This window comes from Stenotrophomonas sp. YJH_SMC_36 (genome assembly GCF_059369935.1).
In genome coordinates, this window is record NZ_JCAFTD010000009.1 from 126956 (window position 1) to 142675 (window position 15720).

15 protein-coding genes and 1 other RNA gene are annotated in these 15720 nt (G+C 68.2%); 4 read left to right on the top strand and 12 right to left on the bottom strand.

The genetic code is table 11. The annotated features are described in order from the left end of the window. Nucleotide 1: 1 nt before the first annotated feature. From mraY to mraZ, 7 genes are read right to left on the bottom strand one after another with little or no spacing between them, the layout of a single operon-like run. Entirely contained in the window at nucleotides 2-1087 is a 1086-nt protein-coding gene (mraY, locus tag AC5P76_RS17205; RefSeq protein ID WP_053516457.1) for a phospho-N-acetylmuramoyl-pentapeptide-transferase, read from the bottom strand. Beyond that, nucleotides 1077-2471, bottom strand: coding sequence for a UDP-N-acetylmuramoyl-tripeptide--D-alanyl-D-alanine ligase (locus tag AC5P76_RS17210; RefSeq protein ID WP_253119408.1), 1395 nt, complete (start codon nucleotides 2469-2471; stop codon nucleotides 1077-1079). The genes mraY and AC5P76_RS17210 overlap by 11 nt, the downstream gene beginning before the upstream one ends. Next, the gene (locus tag AC5P76_RS17215; protein WP_253119411.1) at nucleotides 2468-3967 is read right to left on the bottom strand and encodes a UDP-N-acetylmuramoyl-L-alanyl-D-glutamate--2,6-diaminopimelate ligase; all 1500 of its coding nucleotides are present in this window, start codon (nucleotides 3965-3967) and stop codon (nucleotides 2468-2470) included. The genes AC5P76_RS17210 and AC5P76_RS17215 overlap by 4 nt, the downstream gene beginning before the upstream one ends. Beyond that, nucleotides 3964-5808, bottom strand: a complete 1845-nt coding sequence (locus AC5P76_RS17220; RefSeq protein ID WP_065182805.1) for a peptidoglycan D,D-transpeptidase FtsI family protein — start codon at nucleotides 5806-5808, stop codon at nucleotides 3964-3966. Before AC5P76_RS17220 ends, AC5P76_RS17215 begins: the two co-directional genes overlap by 4 nt. Next, on the bottom strand, nucleotides 5805-6068 hold the full coding sequence (gene ftsL / locus AC5P76_RS17225) for a cell division protein FtsL (protein ID WP_053516463.1): 264 nt from the start codon (nucleotides 6066-6068) through the stop codon (nucleotides 5805-5807). Before ftsL ends, AC5P76_RS17220 begins: the two co-directional genes overlap by 4 nt. Next, the gene (gene rsmH / locus AC5P76_RS17230; protein WP_053516464.1) at nucleotides 6065-7033 is read right to left on the bottom strand and encodes a 16S rRNA (cytosine(1402)-N(4))-methyltransferase RsmH; all 969 of its coding nucleotides are present in this window, start codon (nucleotides 7031-7033) and stop codon (nucleotides 6065-6067) included. Before rsmH ends, ftsL begins: the two co-directional genes overlap by 4 nt. A gap of 14 nt (nucleotides 7034-7047) precedes the next feature. Next, a complete protein-coding gene (gene mraZ / locus AC5P76_RS17235) occupies nucleotides 7048-7494 on the bottom strand; it encodes a division/cell wall cluster transcriptional repressor MraZ (protein WP_004143635.1) in 447 nt (148 codons plus the stop codon). 324 nt (nucleotides 7495-7818) lie between these two features. Here mraZ and AC5P76_RS17240 point away from each other — a divergent pair, with 324 nt between their 5' ends. Further along, nucleotides 7819-8607: an NRDE family protein gene (locus AC5P76_RS17240; RefSeq protein ID WP_065175816.1), complete on the top strand. Its 789-nt coding sequence runs from the start codon at nucleotides 7819-7821 to the stop codon at nucleotides 8605-8607. Nucleotides 8608-8658: 51 nt separating this feature from the next. Here the strand turns inward: AC5P76_RS17240 and rnpB are convergent. Further along, nucleotides 8659-9010, bottom strand: an RNA gene (rnpB, locus tag AC5P76_RS17245) — RNase P RNA component class A. Nucleotides 9011-9097: 87 nt separating this feature from the next. Next, nucleotides 9098-9916, bottom strand: a complete 819-nt coding sequence (rsmI, locus tag AC5P76_RS17250) for a 16S rRNA (cytidine(1402)-2'-O)-methyltransferase (RefSeq protein ID WP_065175817.1) — start codon at nucleotides 9914-9916, stop codon at nucleotides 9098-9100. 81 nt (nucleotides 9917-9997) lie between these two features. On the opposite strand from rsmI, the gene AC5P76_RS17255 reads away from it, so the two are divergent. The 3 genes from AC5P76_RS17255 to AC5P76_RS17265 all read left to right on the top strand — a co-directional run bounded on the left by AC5P76_RS17255 (nucleotide 9998) and on the right by AC5P76_RS17265 (nucleotide 13560). After that, complete coding sequence (locus AC5P76_RS17255; RefSeq protein WP_128989130.1) at nucleotides 9998-11719, top strand: penicillin-binding protein activator; 1722 nt, start codon at nucleotides 9998-10000, stop codon at nucleotides 11717-11719. Then, nucleotides 11709-12077 (top strand): YraN family protein, encoded by a 369-nt coding sequence (locus AC5P76_RS17260; protein ID WP_253119413.1) that lies wholly within the window; start codon nucleotides 11709-11711, stop codon nucleotides 12075-12077. Before AC5P76_RS17255 ends, AC5P76_RS17260 begins: the two co-directional genes overlap by 11 nt. 97 nt (nucleotides 12078-12174) lie before the next feature. Then, nucleotides 12175-13560 (top strand): FAD-binding oxidoreductase, encoded by a 1386-nt coding sequence (locus AC5P76_RS17265; RefSeq protein ID WP_253119416.1) that lies wholly within the window; start codon nucleotides 12175-12177, stop codon nucleotides 13558-13560. A gap of 72 nt (nucleotides 13561-13632) precedes the next feature. On the opposite strand, the gene thiL is transcribed toward AC5P76_RS17265, so the two are convergent. The 3 genes from thiL to ribH form a co-directional block, all read right to left on the bottom strand. Continuing rightward, a complete protein-coding gene (gene thiL, locus AC5P76_RS17270) occupies nucleotides 13633-14595 on the bottom strand; it encodes a thiamine-phosphate kinase (protein WP_164151686.1) in 963 nt (320 codons plus the stop codon). Between the two features lie 126 nt (nucleotides 14596-14721). Then, nucleotides 14722-15201, bottom strand: a complete 480-nt coding sequence (nusB, locus tag AC5P76_RS17275) for a transcription antitermination factor NusB (RefSeq protein WP_053516471.1) — start codon at nucleotides 15199-15201, stop codon at nucleotides 14722-14724. Then, nucleotides 15198-15665 carry a 6,7-dimethyl-8-ribityllumazine synthase gene (gene ribH, locus AC5P76_RS17280; RefSeq protein WP_010481977.1) on the bottom strand — a complete coding sequence of 156 codons (468 nt, stop codon included), beginning with the start codon at nucleotides 15663-15665 and terminating at the stop codon, nucleotides 15198-15200. Before ribH ends, nusB begins: the two co-directional genes overlap by 4 nt. Between the last annotated feature and the right edge of the window lie 55 nt (nucleotides 15666-15720).

Consider the following 15720-nt stretch of genomic DNA (forward strand, 5'->3'; position numbering starts at 1 on the left):
GTCAGCGCACCTTCAACGTGGCCAGGCCGATCAGCACGAGCACGACGGAGATGATCCAGAAGCGCACGATCACGCGCGGCTCCGGCCAGCCCTTCAGTTCGAAATGGTGGTGGATCGGCGCCATGCGGAACACGCGCTTGCCGGTCAGCTTGAACGAGGCGACCTGGATCATCACCGACAGGGTCTCGATGACGAATACGCCGCCCATGATCACCAGCACCAGTTCCTGGCGGGTGATCACCGCGATCGTGCCCAGCACCGCGCCCAGCGCCAGCGCGCCGATGTCGCCCATGAAGACCATTGCCGGATAGGTGTTGAACCACAGGAAGCCCAGCCCGGCGCCCGCGATGGCGGCGCAGATGATGACCAGCTCACCGGCACCGGGAATCTGCGGGATCTGCAGGTAGTTGGCGAACACCACGTTGCCGGAGGCGTAGGCGAACACGCCCAGCGCGCAGGCGACCAGCACGGTGGGCATGATCGCCAGGCCGTCCAGGCCATCGGTCAGGTTGACCGCGTTGGAGAAGCCGACGATCCAGAAGTAGGCGATGGTCACGAAGCCGATGCCGGCCAGCGGCAGCGCCACCGACTTGAACATCGGAATGTAGAAGGTCAGTGCGGCAGGCACATCAGCGGTATAGAACAGGAACAGGCCGGCGGCCAGTCCGAAGATCGACTGCAGCAGGTACTTCCAGCGCGACTTCAGGCCGTTCGGGTCGCGGCGGACGATCTTGATCCAGTCGTCGTACCAGCCGATCGCGCCGAAGCACAGCATCACCGCCAGCACCAGCCAGACGTAGCGGTTGCGCAGGTCGGCCCACATCAGCACCGACAGGGTGACGGTCAGCAGGATCAGCGAACCGCCCATGGTCGGCGTGCCGGCCTTGGAGAAATGGGTCTGCGGGCCGTCCTTGCGGATCGGCTGGCCGCCCTTGAACTGGGCAAGCTTGCGGATCATCGCCGGGCCGAGCCACAGCGACAGGAACAGGGCCGTCAACGCGGCAAGGATGGCGCGGAACGTCTGGTAGTTGAACAGCCCGAACAGGCTCTCCAACTGCTGCAACCATCGAGCCAGTTCATACAACATGCGGGGATTCCTCTCCTTGCGCCAGCAGCGCTTTGACGATCGTGTCCATGGCGCTGCCACGGGAACCCTTGACCAGGCAGCGCACGCCGGCGTGCAGCTCGTCCTTCAACGCCTGCGACAGCGCGTCATGGGTGGCGAATTGGCGGCCGCCTTCGCCGAACGCGGCGGCGGCGGCGGCACTGAGCGGACCGAGCGCATACAGGCGCTTCAGCCCTGCGGCGCGCGCGCGGACGCCGGCCTGCGCGTGCAGCGACTGCGCATCCGGGCCAAGCTCACGCATGTCACCCAGCACCAGCCAGCCCTCTTCCGGGGCGGCCGCCAGCGCATCGATGGCGGCGGCCAGCGAACCGGGATTGGCGTTGTAGCTGTCGTCCACCAGCACCGCACCATTGCGCAGCTGGTGCGCGATCTGGCGTCCGGGCACCGGCTGTGCGTCGGCCAGGCCGGCGGCAACCCATGCCAGGTCGATGCCGGCAGCCAGCGCCAGGCTGGCGGCAGCAAGCGCGTTGCTGACGTTGTGGCGGCCCGGCAGGCCCAGCACCACGCGTGCTTCGCCCATCGGCGAGACCAGCGTGAACTGGCTGCCCTGCGCACCGGCGCGGATGTCACGCGCGGTGATGTCGGCGGTGTGTTCCAGGCCGTAACGCAGCACGCGGCAGCGCGGCGGGACGCCGACGAAGTGCTGCTCGAACCAGCGTCCGTAGGCATCATCGACATTGATCACCGCCACGCCGTCGGCCGGCAGTGCGGCGTAGATGGCGCCCTTGGTGGTGGCCACGCCGAGCAGACTGCCCATCCGCTCGAGATGCGCAGGCGCGATGTTGTTGACCAGCGCATAGCGCGGGCGGGCGATATCGGTCAGGTAGGCGATGTCGCCCGGCTTGCCGGCGCCCATCTCGTAGATGGCGTAGTCGGCATCTTCCGGCGCATCGATCACCGCCAGCGGCAGGCCGATCTCGTTGTTGCGGTTGCCCGGGTTGGCATAGACCACCTTGTGCGCGTGCTGTGCCACCTGTTGCAGGATGGCCAGCAGCAGGCTCTTCACGCTGGTCTTGCCGTTGCTGCCGGTGATCGCGAACACCTCGGTGCTGCGGTCGCGCTGCATGCCCGTGGCGATCTTCGCCAGCGCCAGTTCGCTGTCGGCGACCAGCACCTGCGGCAGCTCGACCGGCAGCAGGCGCTCGACCAGCAGCGCGCTGGCGCCACGGGCCTGCGCGTCGGCGGCGAAGTCATGGCCATCGAAACGCTCGCCACGCAGGGCCACGTACAGGCTGCCCGGGCCGAGACTGCGGGTATCGTTGCTGATGGCATCGATGGCGACATCGTCGCCGTGGATCTCGCCGCCAGCCCAGTGCGCGATCAGCGACAGCAGGGTGCGCTTCATCGTGCACCCTCCGCCGCCAGCACACCGGCCTTGGCAGCCAGTGCAGCGGCCGCCACTTCGGTGTCGTCGAAGTCGTGGCGTACGCCCTTGATCTCCTGGTAGGGCTCATGGCCCTTGCCGGCGATCAGGATGATGTCGCCGGCACCGGCGCGCTTCACGGCCAGGCCGATCGCGCGCGCACGGTTGCGCTGCACCGTCACCGCGCCGGCATCGGTGAATCCCGCAAGGATGTCGGCGACGATGCGGTCACCGTCCTCGCCGCGCGGGTTGTCATCGGTGACGATGACCTGGTTGGCCAGCCGCTCGGCGATGGCCGCCATCTGCGGGCGCTTGCCGGTGTCACGTTCGCCGCCACAGCCGAACACACAGAACAGCGTGCCCTGCAGATGCCCGTGCAGGCTGTCCAGTGCCTGTTCCAGTGCATCCGGCGTGTGCGCGTAGTCGATGACCACGGTCGGCAGGCCCTGCTCGCCGCCAAGGCGGTTCATGCGGCCGCGGATCGGCTGCAGCGCCGACAGTACCTCGGCGATACGCGGCAGTGACTGGCCCTGTGCGTGCAGGGTGCCGGCCACGGCCAGCAGGTTGTCGACGTTGAAGCGGCCCAGCAGCGGCGACTGCACGGCAGCACGCTGGCCGTCGATGAGCAGTTCGAAGGCGATGCCACGGCCGTCCAGCTGCAGCGCTTCGGCGCGCACGTTGGCATCGGCCGCACCGCGCGAACTCAAGCCGATCGGCAGCACGCCGGCCGGCAGGTCGGCGAACAGCTGGCGACCGAACGCGTCGTCGAGGTTGATCACCGCGGCCTTCAGGCCAGGACGATGGAACAGGCGGGCCTTGGCCGCGCCGTAGCTGGCCATGTCGCCGTGGTAATCGAGATGATCGCGGGTGAGGTTGGTGAACACGGCCACGTCGTAATGCACGGCATCGACGCGGCCCTGGTCCAGCGCATGTGAACTGACTTCCATCGCCACCGCACGCGCGCCCTGGTCGCGCAGCTGTGCCAGCAGGGCATGCATCTGCAGCACCAGCGGCGTGGTGAAACCGGTCGGCTCGACCGCGCCGTAAAGTCCAGCACCCAGCGTGCCGATACTGCCACTGGGCGTTCCCAGCAGATGCCAGGCCTGGGCCAGCAGCTGCACGGTGGACGTCTTGCCGTTGGTACCGGTGACACCCACCATCGCCATTGCCCGCGACGGTGCACCGTGGAACTGGTCAGCCATTGCGCCCATGCGTGCGCGCAGGCCCGGTACCGCAATGGCATCGGCCGGTGCGGGCAGATCGTCCGGTGCCGGCGGCTCGAACAGGATCGCGCCGGCGCCCGCCGCACGCGCCTGATCGACGAAGCCCAGGCCATGTGCGCCGAAACCGGCGATGGCCACGAAGGCATTGCCGGGGCGTACGGCACGGCTGTCCAGCACCAGGCCGGTCAGAACGGGATCATGGCCCGCCAGGGCCACGTCCGGAAGCAACTGCGAAAGCAACATCGAAGGGCTCATTGCGTGCCTCCCGTGGCGGGCGGCGTCTGGACCTGCGCGCTGGGCAGCGCGGCATCGAATTCGGCGGCGGCATCGACCGGCAGCGCGGTCTCGGCCGGCGGGGCCGGCAGGATCGAGGCCGAGTGCCCCATCTTTCCGGACTGCTGCGCGGCCAGCCACGACTGCAGGTCGTCCAGCGGCACATCCATCAGGCGCAGAGTGCCTTCCATCACGTTGTGATAGACCGGCGCCGACACCAGGCCGCCGTAGAACTTGCCGGCCTGCGGATCATTGATGACGATGACAGTGGCGAAGCGCGGGTTGGTGGCGGGCACCACGCCGGCGAACAGCGCGTTGTAGTGACCGCGCTCGTAGCCGCCGGGGCCGGCCTTGCGCGCAGTACCGGTCTTGCCGGCGACGTGGTAGCCCAGGACCGCCGCCTGCTTGGCGCCGCCCTGGGTGACCACCGTTTCCATCATCGCCACCACCTGCTTGGCGACGTTCTCGTCGATGATCTGCTGGCCTTCGTTGCGCTGCCCCTTGACGAAGGTCGGTGCGATCAGGCGACCACCGTTGGCCAGCGCCGAGTACGCGGTGGCGATCTGCAACGGCGTGACCGACAGGCCGTAGCCATAGGACATGGTGGTCTTGGTGGTTCCCGACCAACGGCCCGGACGCATCACCACACCTCCCGACTCACCCGGGAAACCGCTGTGCGGTACCGAGCCGTAGCCGAAGCGCCGCACACCGTCATAGAAGGTCTGGTCGGGCATCTTCGCCGCGACCTTGGCGGCACCCACGTTGGAGCTGCGGGTGATCACGCCGGTCACGTTCAGTACCCCGTTGTTGCGCGGCACGTCGCGGATGGTGAAGCGGCCCAGGGTCATGTAACCCGGATTGGTGTCGACGATGGTGTCCTTGGTCACCACGCCTGCCTGCAGCGCGGTGGCGATGGTCAACGGCTTCATCGTCGAGCCCGGTTCGACCAGATCGGTCACCGCGCGATTGCGGCGCGAATCGGGCAACGCACCGGTCAGCGAGTTCGGGTTGTAGGTCGGCAGGTTGACCATGGCCAGGATCTCGCCGGTGGTCACGTCCATGATGACCATCGAACCGCCGGCCGCCTTGTTGGCCACCAGCGCATTGCGCAGTTCCTTGAAGGCCAGGTACTGGATGCGGCGATCGATGCTGAGGGTCAGGTCCTTGCCCGGTTCGGCGGCACGCAGCAGATCGCTCTCGACGGTCTCGCCCTTGCGGTTGCGGATCACCCGCTTCGCGCCCGGCTTGCCGCGCAGCCATTCGTCGAACGCCAGTTCCAGGCCTTCCTGGCCGCGGTCGTCGATGTTGGTGAAACCCAGCACATGCGCCATCGCTTCGCCCTGCGGGTAGAAGCGGCGGAACTCGCGCTGCGCGGCCACGCCTGGAATCTTCAGCGCGACCACCTTTTCTGCCTCGTCCGGATTGATCCGGCGACGCAGGTACATGAATTCCTTGTCCGACTTCTGCGACAGGCGGCTGCTCAGCTCGTCCACCGACATGCCCACGGCCTGCGCCAGTTCCGGAATGCGGTCAGGCGCGCGCAGCAGGTCCTGCGGGTTCACCCAGATCGAGGCCACCGGGGTGGAGACCGCCAGCGGTTCGCCGTTGCGGTCGGTGATCATGCCGCGCGATGTTTTGATCGGCAGCTCGCGCAGGTAGCGGGCCTCGCCCTGGCGCTGGTAGAAATCGCTGTTGATGATCTGCACGTAGGCCGCGCGGCCGACCAGCGACACCGAACACAGGCCGAGCGCCAGCGCCACCCAGCGCAGGCGCTGGCGCAGGTTGAAGGCGTTGCGTGGACGGTTGCGGCCGGTCTTGCTCATGGGCGCACCACCACTACGTCGGCGGCTTCGGGGAACTTCATGCCCAGCTTTTCACGGGCGATGCGGTCGACGCGGTTGGCTTCGGCCAGAGTGGCCTGTTCCAGCTGCAGGCGGCCGAATTCGATGTTCAGGTCATCGCGCGCACGCTCGGCGCGCGACAGCTCGATGAACGTCTGCCGGTGGCGGTGGCGCACGAACACCACGCCGATCGCCGAGGCCACGGTGGAGGCCAGCAGAATGATCAGCAGCAGGCGGCTCATGCGTCGGCCTCCCGCTTCTGGGCCACGCGCAGCACGGCGCTGCGCGCGCGCGGGTTGGCGGCCAGTTCGTCGTCCGTGGCCTTGATGGCCCCGCCGATCAGGTCCAGGGTCGGCACGAACGCGACCGCTTCAGGCAGGCGGCGGTTGGCAGGCGGCGCCTTGGCCAGACGGTTCATGTACTGCTTGACGATACGGTCTTCCAGCGAATGGAAGCTGATGACCGCCAGCCGGCCGCCGGGCTTGAGCCGTTCCACCGCCGCGTCGAGCCCGGCCTCCAGATCGGCCAGCTCGCGGTTGATGTGGATGCGGATGGCCTGGAAACTGCGGGTGGCCGGATGGATCTTGTCCTTGCCGCGGGGCATCACCGACGCGATCAGTTCGGCCAGTTCGGCGGTGCGGGAGAACGGCTGCTTCTCGCGGCGGGCAACGATGGCGCGGGCGATGCGCCGGCTCTGCCGCTCTTCGCCATAGGTCCACAGCACGTCGGCGATCTCGCGCTCCTCGACGCGGTTGATCCACTGCGCGGCACTTTCGCCGCTGTCCGGATCCATGCGCATGTCCAGCGGGCCGTCCTTGCCGAAGCTGAAACCACGTTCGGCCACGTCCAGCTGCGGCGAGGACACGCCGAGATCGAACAGCACGCCATCCAGGCCTTCGGCCGTCTCGTTCCACTGCAGCAGCTGGGCGAAGCTGCCACGGAAAATCGACACGCGCGGGTCCGGCGCGAAGTCGCGCTCGGCCACAGCGATGGCTTCCGGATCCTTGTCCATGACCAGCAGGCGTCCCTCCGGCCCCAACTGGGTGAGCACGCCACGTGCGTGACCGCCACGACCGAACGTGCCATCCAGATAACGTCCGTTTTCGATCACCCTCAGGCCGTCCAGGACCTGGGTGTACAGGACCGGCAGGTGCACCGCCGGCGACTGCGACACCGGAAGGTGACCGGCCTGCGCTTCTGGGCGCATCCGGGCACCCCGGCTCACAACTTCAGGTCGAGCAACCCATCGCCCAGATCCTCGTCAGACAACGTCTGCTGGATCAGGGCACGATGCGCCTGCTCGCTCCACAATTCGAACTTGTCGCCCATACCGAGCAATACCGCCTTCTTTTCTATGCCCACCGCACCGCGGTGGCTGGCGGGAATGCTGATACGACCGTTGCCGTCCAGCTCCAGGTGGGCGGCCGAGCCGACCAGCTTCTGCTGCAACAGGCGCACGACGCGCTGGGTATTGGGCTTGGACATGACATCGTCGCGGACCCGCTCCCATTCGGACTCGGCATACAGCCACAGGCAGCCGGCTTCGAACGGGTTGTAGGTCAACACGAGACGGTTGTTGCTGGCGCGCGCGACGAGGTCGCGGTAAGCGGTGGGAACCGCCATGCGCCCCTTGTCGTCAACTGTGATGGCCGTCTCGCCCTGAAACACGACGCCTGCACCTTGTCCTTCGCCCGGTGAAACATTGAACCACGAAAACCCACAAAACACCCGGATTTCCCTCTGATGCCCACCTTAGCAGCGAGCGAAGGGTTGTCAACAACTTTTCCGCAGGGAAATCGCCAGCCACATCAATGGCTTGCAGCAACCTTTAGAGAATTGTTCAAGGCTTATCCACAAGTTGCTGATCCGTCTCAATTTTTGAGATTGAACGGAAGTTCAGGCCTGTGCAGGGGGCGTGAAACATCGCCCCCGCATTCATCGGGAACTGGCTGAAAGCGGCGCCAGACTGCGCAAACCGGGCACAATGACGTCATGTGCCTGCTTGCTCTTGGCTGGATGCACCATCCGCGCTGGCGGCTGGTGATGACCGGCAACCGTGATGAGTTCCACGCCCGCCCCACTGCGGCGCTGGCCCGCTGGCAGGATGAGACCTCCGTCATCGGCGGGCGCGACCTCCGCTCCGGAGGAGGCTGGGCCGGCGTCGGTGCCGGCGGCCGGATGGCGGTGGTCACCAATGTGCGCGATCCGCTGGCCGCCCAGACCGGTCCCTCGCGTGGCGCGCTGGTGGCCGACTTCCTGCGTGGCCGCGACCCGGCCGCAGTGCATATCGACCGCTTGGCGGCCGTGGCCGGCGCCTACGCCCCGTTCAACCTGCTGCTGGCCGATAGCGACAGCCTGGAGTATCTGGGCAACCACCCTGCCGAACGGCAGCGCCTGGGGCCGGGCGTGCATGGCATGTCCAACGGTGCACTGGATGCCCCCTGGCCGAAGACACAGCGGCTGATGGCCGCGCTGACGGCCTGGCTGGAAGAAGACGGGGTCAGATCTCCTTCGCAAAGCGAAAGGGATCTGACCCCGGACCTGACCCCGCTATGGACCGCGCTGGCCGACGAACACCGGCCTGCCGACAGTGACCTGCCGGACACCGGCATCGGACTGGAACGCGAGCGCTGGTTGAGCCCGGCCTTCATCCGCGGCGACGACTACGGCACCCGTGCCAGCACCGTGCTGCTGATCGATGGTGATGGCCACGGGCAGATCCATGAACGCCGCTTCGGGCCGCAGGGCGTATTCGTCGCCGGAAGCCGCATCGACTTCTGAACGGCGGGCAGGATGCCGCCGGGCATGGCCCGGCGCTACACAGGTGAATGGAGGCGGAGCCGGCCGATAAGCCGGGTTCTGTCGTGGACAGTCATTCCTCTAGGCGTTACGTCACCGCAACGCTCAAGCAACCTACCCGGATCCAACGCGGGCCGCGCCAAAGGATCCCTATTTGGTCTTGCTCCAGGTGGGGTTTGCCGTGCCGGTCTGTTACCAGACTCGCGGTGCGCTCTTACCGCACCATTTCACCCTTACCGGCCTTCCGAAGAAGACGTAGGCGGTATCTTTCTGTTGCACTTTCCGTCGGCTTGCGCCGCCCAGGCGTTACCTGGCACCTTGCCCTGTGGAGCCCGGACTTTCCTCGGCACCCCGCAAGGGATGACGCGACTGTCTGGCCGGCTCCGCCAGCGCGCATTCTACCGTACGCGGGTGGTTCCTGCCCGGTGGCTGTTCGATGCCGCGCGACGCGCACGCCGGGCATGGCCCGGCGCTACCGGCCGTACAACGCCTTGCGCGGTGCGCCGGTCAGCTCGGCGGCCAGCTTGGCGGCGGTCGACGGCGGCAGGTGCTCGCTCAATGTGGCGTAGACGCGACGGCCATGGGCCAGCTGCGCTTCCTCGTCGTCGCCGGCCCCCTGCACCATCACCACGAACTCGCCCTTGCGCTGGTTCTCGTCGGCTTCGACCGTTGCCCGCAAGGCCGCCAGATCGCCATCCAGCACGGTCTCGAACAGCTTGGTCAGCTCCCGCGCCAGCACCGCAGGCCGCTCACCGCCGAAGATCGCGGCCATGTCCGCCAGGGACTCGGCGATCCGGTGCGAGGATTCGTAGAACACCATCGTGCGCACCTCGCCGGCGAGCGCCTGCAGCCGGTCGCGGCGCCCGCTGGCCTTGGCCGGCAGGAATCCCTCGAAACTGAAGCGATCGCTGGGCAGGCCGGCCACGCTGAGCGCGGCAATGGCGGCACAGGCACCCGGAACCGGGCTGACCCGGATGCCCGCCGCGCGCGCGGCCCGTACCAGGCGGAAGCCGGGATCGCTGACCAGCGGCGTGCCGGCATCGCTGACCAGCGCCAGCGATTCGCCCGCCTGCAGGCGCGAGACCAGTCGCTGCGCCAGGGCGTCTTCGTTGTGCTCGTGCAGCGCCACCAGCGGCTGCTGGATGCCGAAATGGGACAACAGCTGGCCGCTGCGCCGCGTGTCTTCGGCACAGATCGCCGCTACCGAACGCAGCACCTCCTGTGCGCGCGGACTCAGATCGGCCAGGTTGCCGATCGGCGTGGCGACGACATACAGGGTGGGGACACTCATTTCAGCGGTACTCACGGGGCAAGGGTAGAATCCTAGCGTGTACCTGGCCAAGGCCGCTGCCCTCATCGCATGGACCCGATCATGAACAAGCCCGCCGCACGCATCTCCGCCCTTTCGTTGTCGCTGATGCTCCTGGCCGGCTGTGCCACCACCAGCTTCACCAGCGCGCCCGAATCGCCGGCCCAGAGCCAGGCGCTGGCGCTGATCGAACAGGGCAAGCCGCGCGACGCCGCGATGCAGCTGGAGGGCCTGGCGGCCACCCTGCGCGGCAGCGCGCGCAGCAATGCCCTGGCGGATGCAGCCTGGGCGTGGCACCTGGCCGGCGACAGCACCCGCGCGCGCAGCCTGTTGGGGCAGCTCAGCGCCCGCCAGCTGTCCGGTGCCAGCCTGCAGCGTTACCAGCTGACCGGCGCCGAGCTGGCACTGGCTGACAAGCAACCCGCACAGGCGTTGGCCCTGCTCAAGGACAATGGCGACAACGTCGCACCCGGCCTGCGCACGCGCTGGCTGCTCGCCCGTGCCCAGGCCCTGCAGGCCACTGGCGATGCCTTCGGCGCCGCCAGCGACCGCGCACGCGCGCAGGCCGGCCTCACCGGCAGCGCGCGCAACGAGAACCAGGCGGCCATTTCAGGCCTGCTCGGCACCCTCGACGATGCCACCCTGCGCAGCCGTGCCGCCGCGCTGCCGGCCAACGATCCGCTGTACAACTTCGCCGGCCGTGCGTTGATCGCCCGCGGCCTGCCGCTTCCGCGTCCGTTCGACCGCGACGGTGCCGCCCAGTTCGATACCAGCAAGCGCCCGCCGGCAATGAGCGATGGCTACCGCCCGCCGGCGAAGCTGGCCGTGCTGCTGCCACTCAGTGGCCGCCTTGCCACCGCGGCACAGCCGGTGCGCGATGGCCTGCTCGCCGCCTATTACGGCGAATCGCGCCGCCGCCCGGACATCAATTTCTTCGATACCGCCGGCACGCCGGCCGGTGCATTGGCTGCTTACGACAAGGCAGTGGCCTCCGGTGCCGACTTCGTCGTCGGCCCGCTGGGCCGCGATGAAGTGGATGCGGTATACGGCCGCCAGCCGCTGCAGGTGCCGGTGCTGGCACTGAACCGTGGCAAGGATTCACCGCCGGCCGGCAGCGCCGGCTTCTCGCTCGCCCCGGAAGACGACGGCATCGTCGCCGCCGAATACCTGCGCGGCCGTGAGCGCAATCGCGCCCTGGTCATCAGCAGCAGCGACGATACCGGCCGCCGCGCCGCCGCGGCCTTCTCCCAGCGTTTCACCCAGCGCGGTGGCCAGGTGGCCGCCACGGTATCGGTCCCTGAAGCGGTGGGCGATGTCGGCGCCCAGGTGCGCAATGCCGGCCAGGTCGACGCTGTGTTTCTCGCCGTGCGCGCTCCGCAGGCGCGGCTGCTTGCGCCGCAGCTGGCGCTGGCCGGTGTCGGCGGCGCCACCCGCGTCGGTACGTCCCAGCTGACCATCGGCAGCGGCAAGGTGGAGGAAGACGTGGCACTGGACGGCATCGTCTACCCGAATGAAGCCTGGAACGTGCGCAGTGTCTCCGGCCTGCCGTCGGCCAGCCAGGTCGCCAGCACGCTGCCCAGCGCGCGCGGTGCCGCCGGCCGCCTGTTCGCCTTCGGCGCCGACGCGTGGAAGATCAGCAGCTATCTGGACAAGCTGGCCAACGAAGGCGGCCTGGAAGGCGCCACCGGCACCCTGTTCCTCGATGGCAATGGCAACATCCTGCGCCAGCCGGCGTGGTCGACCTTCAGCGGCGGCCGGCCGATGCCGATCGTCGGTGGTCGCTGAGCGCACGCAGCGGGGCTCGGCGATGGAAACCGCCGCCGAGCTGCACCTGCAACAGGCCGGGCTGCAGCCACGCGCGCGCAATGTCCGTTATCGAAGCGGTGAACTGGATCTGGTGATGGACGACGCCGGTACCGTGGTTTTCGTGGAGGTGCGGTACCGCGCGCGCAGCGACTTCGGCGGCGCTGCCGCCTCGGTCGACCCCCGCAAATGCCGGCGCCTGGTACAGGCCGCACAGTTGTACCTGCAGGCGCATCCTGCACTGGCCGATGCGCCCTGCCGCTTCGACGTGGTCGAGGCCAGCGGCGAACCGCCACAGCTGCACTGGCTGCGCGACGCATTCCGGCTGGACGACTGCTGATGCCCTCGATCATCACCCACGCTGCCGTGCCGATGCCCGGCGCAGAAGCCGCCTGTAAGGCCATCCACTCCGTACCGGTTGTTCCACGAGATCCAACATGAGCCCTGCCCTGCCCGCTGCCCTGGTTGCCGAACTGTCCGCCCTGCTGGGCACGGAGGGCTGGCGCATGGATGACACCGCGCTGGAGGCGAATGCGCAGGACAACTCATGGCGCCGGCAACGCCCCGCCGCCGTCGCGCTGCCGGCCGACACCGAACAGGTGCAGGCGCTGGTCCGCGCCTGCCGCGTGCACGGCGTGGCCCTGGTCGCGCGTGGCGCGGGCACCGGTACCACCGGGGCGGCGGTGCCCCTGCCGGGCAGCATCGTGCTGTCGTTCACCCGCATGGATCGCATCGTCGAGATCCGTGCCGGTGATCGCTGCGCGGTGGTGCAGCCTGGCGTGCTCAACGGCGCCCTGCAGCAGGCGCTGACACCGCATGGGCTGTTCTGGGCGCCGGACCCGTCCAGCGCGGAGATCTGCAGCGTCGGCGGCAACCTCGCCTGCAATGCCGGTGGCCCACGCGCGGTGAAGTACGGCACCAGCCGCGACAACGTACTGGGGCTGGTCGCGGTCACCGGCACCGGCGAGGTGATCCGCTGCGGTGGTGCCTATACCAAGGATGCAACCGGCTACGACCTGACCCACCTGCTGGTGGGTAGCGAGGGCACCCTGGCGCTGATCGTGGAAGCTACCTTGAAGCTGACGCCGCTGCCGGTCGCGCAGGCCGGACTGCGCGTGCTGTACCGCGATGCCTATGCCGCCGCCGCCGCGGTATCGCGGCTGATGTCGCAGCCAGTGGTACCCACCCGCCTGGAGTTCATGGACGCGCGCAGCCTGGAACTGCTGCGCCTCAATGGCGCCGACGTACCGGAGGCCGGCGCGATGCTGCTGGTCGAGGCCGATGGCGACCACGACACCCTGCCCTACCTGCTGCAGGCGCTGGCCAGCGCTGCCGAAGGCGACGGCATGATGGAACTGGACGTAGCGATGGAGGGCCGCGCACGCGACCAGCTGTGGGCGGCGCGCAAGGCACTGTCGCCCGCGCTGCGCAGCGTTGCACCCGGCAAGATCAACGAAGACGTGGTGGTGCCGGTATCGCGCATTCCCGACCTGGTTGCCGGGGTACAGGCGCTGGCAGGCGAGTACAGCCTGACCATCGTCACCTTCGGCCATGCCGGCAACGGCAACCTGCACGTCAACATCCTGTACCACCCGGACGATGCCGATGAGAGCGCGCGAGCGCATGCGGCGCTGCCGAAGATCTTCGCGCTGACGCTGGCGCTGGGCGGCACACTGTCCGGTGAACATGGCATTGGCCTGGCCAAGCGCGATTTCATGGCGCAGGCGTTCACTCCCGCCACGCTGGCGACCATGCGCGCGATCAAGGCCACGCTGGACCCGGATGGCATCCTCAACCCGGGCAAGGTGCTGCCTCCTGCATGAGGCGCCGCCCTGTGCATGAACGCCGTCCGTGTCAGGACGGTAGCGCCGGGCCATGCCCGGCGTTCTCATTCGTCAGGCGAAGTGCTGATAACCACCGTCGGCCACTTCGCCATCCACGTGCACGCCCTGCCCTTCGGCGATGCGGCCAATGCGGGTGAGCGGCAGGTCCAGCGATTCGGCGAGGTAATGCAGTGCGTCGCGCTGATCGGCGGCCGCGGTGAAGCACAGCTCGTAGTCGTCTCCGCCACGCAATGCACAGTCGCGCGCGCCATCGCGGCCGAGCAGCTCACGCAGCGCGTGCGAGATCGGCAACGCATCGGTATCGACATGCGCTGCCACGTCACTGCGGCGGGCGATGTGGCCCAGATCGGCCAGCAGTCCGTCGGACACATCCACTGCCGCATGCGCGAAGGCACGCAGGCGCAGGCCGAGGGTGACACGCGGCGTCGGCCGCAGCAGGCGCACGCGCAGGCGTTCGTAATCGGCCAGCAACGTGGCCGTGGCCACGTTCAGCGCCCCCTGTTGCCACAGGCGCAGCGCACCTGCCGCATCCCCCAGCGTGCCACTGACCCATATGTCATCGCCGGCCTGTGCACGGTCGCGGCGCAGGGCCTGACCACGGCCCACTTGGCCCATCGCGGTGACAGACAACGACAGCGGTCCGCGCGTGGTGTCACCCCCGATCAGCGCGACGTCATGCTGGTCGGCCAATGCGAAGAAGCCATCGGCGAATGCCTCGATCCAGTCTTCGGACGTTTCCGGCAATGACAGCGCCAGGGTGCACCAGGCCGGTCGCGCGCCCATCGACGCAAGATCGGACAGATTGACCGCCAGCGTCTTCCAGCCGATATCGAAGGCCGGCGTCTCCACCGGGAAGTGCACGCCACTGTTGAGTGTATCGGCGGTCACCACCAGCTGTTCGTTCGCGCGCGGCTGCAGCAGCGCGGCATCGTCACCGATGCCGAGCAGCACGTCATCGCGCTCGGCGGTACGGGCGCGGATACGGTCGATGAGGGCGAATTCGGCCAGGGACATGGGGCGTTCTGCTCTTAGGTAGCAGCCGGGCCATGCGCGGCTGCAGTTCGATCACGCGCCACACTACCGGACGCAGCCCTGCCCTGCGCGGCAAGCCAGGCAGGGCACGGCTCTACAGCGATCGGGTCAGTGGCCCGATTCGACCTTGCGCCATTCCACGGCGGCGCGGTCCAGCACACCGTTGACGTAGGTGTGGCCGTGTTCGGAGCCGAAGCGCTTGGCCGATTCGATGGCCTCGTTGATCACCACGCGGTACGGCACGTCCAGGCGGTAGCGCAGCTCGTACGCGGCCAGGCGCAGCACCGCGCGTTCGATGGCATCGACTTCCTCGATGCCACGGTCCAGATACGGGCCCAGCGCTTCGTCGATGTCGGTGCGGTTGTCGAGCACGCCGTGCATCAGCGCCTCGAAGTACGCCAGATCGGCGATCTCGCGGGCCTGCTCATGCGCGAACTGGGCGATCAGCGACTGTGCGTTGCCGCCGGAGATCTGCCACGCGTAGACGGCCTGCACGGCACGACGGCGCGCGCGCGAGCGCAGCACCGGATCAATGCCATCGCGGCGGACGGGTTTACCGGAGGGCTTGCCCTGGGTGTTCTTGTTCATGGCAGCTGCTCCAGAAGATTGACCATTTCCAATGCGGCGAGTGCGACTTCCTCGCCCTTGTTGCCGTGGCTGCCGCCGGCGCGGGCCTCGGCATCTTCCACGCGTTCCACCGCCAGCACGCCGTTCAGTACCGGCACGCCGAAATCCAGCTGCACGCGCATCAGGCCTTCGGCGCAGCGGTCGGCCACGTGTTCGTAATGACGGGTGTCGCCGCGGATCACACAGCCGAGGGTGAGGATGGCGGCGTGTTCATGGGCGGCGGCCAGGCGTGCGGCGACCAGCGGCAGTTCCCAGGCGCCCGGCACCCGGATCACGTCGATGTTGGCTTCGGTGATGCCGTTGCCGGCCAGGCTCTGGCGCGCGCCGGCCACCAGCGTATCGGTGATGCGGGCGTTCCAGCGGCTGGCCAGGATGGCAAAGCGCGCCGACTCGGGAGTGCGAAGATCGCCTTCGTAGTGGCTCATATGCGGCTTGGGGGACTCGATAAGGGGTAATTCTAGCGTGGATGGGCCCCGGCCG